The 1957-nt window shown below is 57.8% G+C and carries 2 protein-coding genes; one reads left to right on the forward strand and one right to left on the reverse strand.

Annotated elements, in window-relative coordinates:
* Window positions 1–1269: NAD+ synthase (locus tag ABL922_RS14725; protein WP_349024959.1), on the forward strand; the 1269-nt coding region annotated here is incomplete at its 5' end.
* A gap of 207 nt (window positions 1270–1476) precedes the next feature.
* On the opposite strand, the gene ABL922_RS14730 is transcribed toward ABL922_RS14725, so the two are convergent.
* Window positions 1477–1957: S49 family peptidase (locus ABL922_RS14730; RefSeq protein ID WP_349024960.1), on the reverse strand; the 481-nt coding region annotated here is incomplete at its 5' end.

Raw genomic sequence — 1957 nt, forward strand, 5'->3', positions numbered from 1 at the left:
GGGCCTTTGCCGGAGCCCGTCGAATTTCGCGGTGTGCGGCTGGGCCTACCGATTTGCGAAGATGGTTGGTTGCCGACGGTTTCCAAACATCTGGCTGATAAGGGCGCGGAAATTCTGATCTCGGTCAACGGATCGCCCTATGAAATCGACAAGGACGACCGGCGGCTGGAGCAAGTTTTTGCCGCCCGCGTTGCCGAGACTGGATTGCCTTTGCTGTTCCTTAACCGCGTTGGTGGGCAGGACGAACTGGTTTTCGACGGCTGTTCGTTTGTGCTGAACGCTGACGGTGTTGCTGCGCACCGCCTGCCCGATTGGGAAGAGCATTTGGCGGTCACGCATTGGTCGCGCGGCGATGCTGGCTGGTCCTGTGCGGCTGGAGCGTTGGCGGCATGGGAGGATCATCCGGCGGATATTTATTCTGCAATGGTGCTGGCGCTGCGCGATTATGTCGACCGAAATCGGTTCCCCGGCGTTGTGCTCGGCCTTTCCGGCGGGATCGATAGCGCGATTTGCGCCGCGATTGCCGCCGATGCTCTGGGACCAGAGCGGGTGTGGTGTGTGATGTTACCCAGCCGCTTTACAGGACAGTTGAGCCTCGATCTGGCGGCGGAATGCGCCAAGTTGATCGGCTGCAAACTCGACACAATTCCGATTTCACCCGCCGTCGATGCCTTTGACGCAATGCTGTCGGGCAGCTTTGCTGATGTCGAGGTCGATATCACCGAAGAGAACGTCCAGTCGCGGATACGCGGCGTGACTCTGATGGCGCTATCCAACAAATTTGGCCACATGCTGCTGACGACGGGCAACAAAAGCGAAATGAGCGTCGGATATGCCACGATCTATGGAGATATGGCAGGCGGATATAACCCCCTAAAAGACGCTTATAAGATGACGGTGTTCGCCATTTCCAACTGGCGCAACAAACACAAGCCCCGCATAGGTCTTGGCCCTGATGGTCCAGTCATCCCAGAGGCAATCATTACCCGCCCGCCTTCCGCCGAACTGCGCCCTGATCAGAAAGACAGCGACAGCCTGCCTGCCTATCCGGTGCTTGACGACATATTGCTGGGGCTGGTTGAGCACGAACTCTCAGTCGATGAAGTCACTGCCCGCGGCCATCCACGCGAAGTCGTCGAGCGTATCGAACGACTGCTCTACATCGCCGAATATAAGCGACGGCAGGCGCCGCCGGGGGTGAAGCTAGGCTCGCGCAACTTCGGCCGCGACCGGCGTTACCCGATCACCAATGCGTTTCGGAGTGGGTGAGTTTTATCAAATAGTTCTTGCCGAACGGCACGGGTGTGCCATTTGTTTCGCGCAAAGGCGCAAAGAATAATTAAGGGGTAGCGTAGCTACTGAATCTAGTATTCACATAAGGCGTCAGCACCGATGAAAATATGGGCTGCGCCCTTATTTTCCTTTGCGCCTTTGCGTGAAACAAATGGCACAAACCAATCCTAAACGCCCAACCCGTCAAGCACCGACAAGCCAATCCAGCCAGCTGCGCTTGCTTTTAAATGACGCGCGCACCGGAACCCCAACAACACCCGCACATTCCAGACACCGGACCTGCGCGCCCTGTGTTGTCGTCAACATGCGCAAGTCCGCTGCCATCCGGTCGAACATGATTTGCTGCTGCCACGCGGCGTGCGCAAACAAATCAGCGGGCGCTTGCGTATGTGCGGGTTGCGGCATGAACGCTCCAAGCAATCCGCTGGCAAAATCGGCTTGCGGATCAAGATAATGGGGATGCCAATCGCCTTTGTCCAGCTTGGCCAATTTCGCCGCCTCGGCCAGCGCATCGTCCAGATCGCCCATGCGGTCAACCAAGCCCAATTGCCGCGCGGTGCCGCCCGCCCAGACGCGGCCTTGGCCGATGGCATCGACTTGCTCGACAGTTTTTTTGCGCGACGTTGCAACGCGCGACAGGAAATCGCGATAGCCTTTTTCAATC

The organism is Sphingorhabdus sp., from assembly GCF_040079335.1.
Lineage (GTDB): Bacteria > Pseudomonadota > Alphaproteobacteria > Sphingomonadales > Sphingomonadaceae > Sphingorhabdus_B.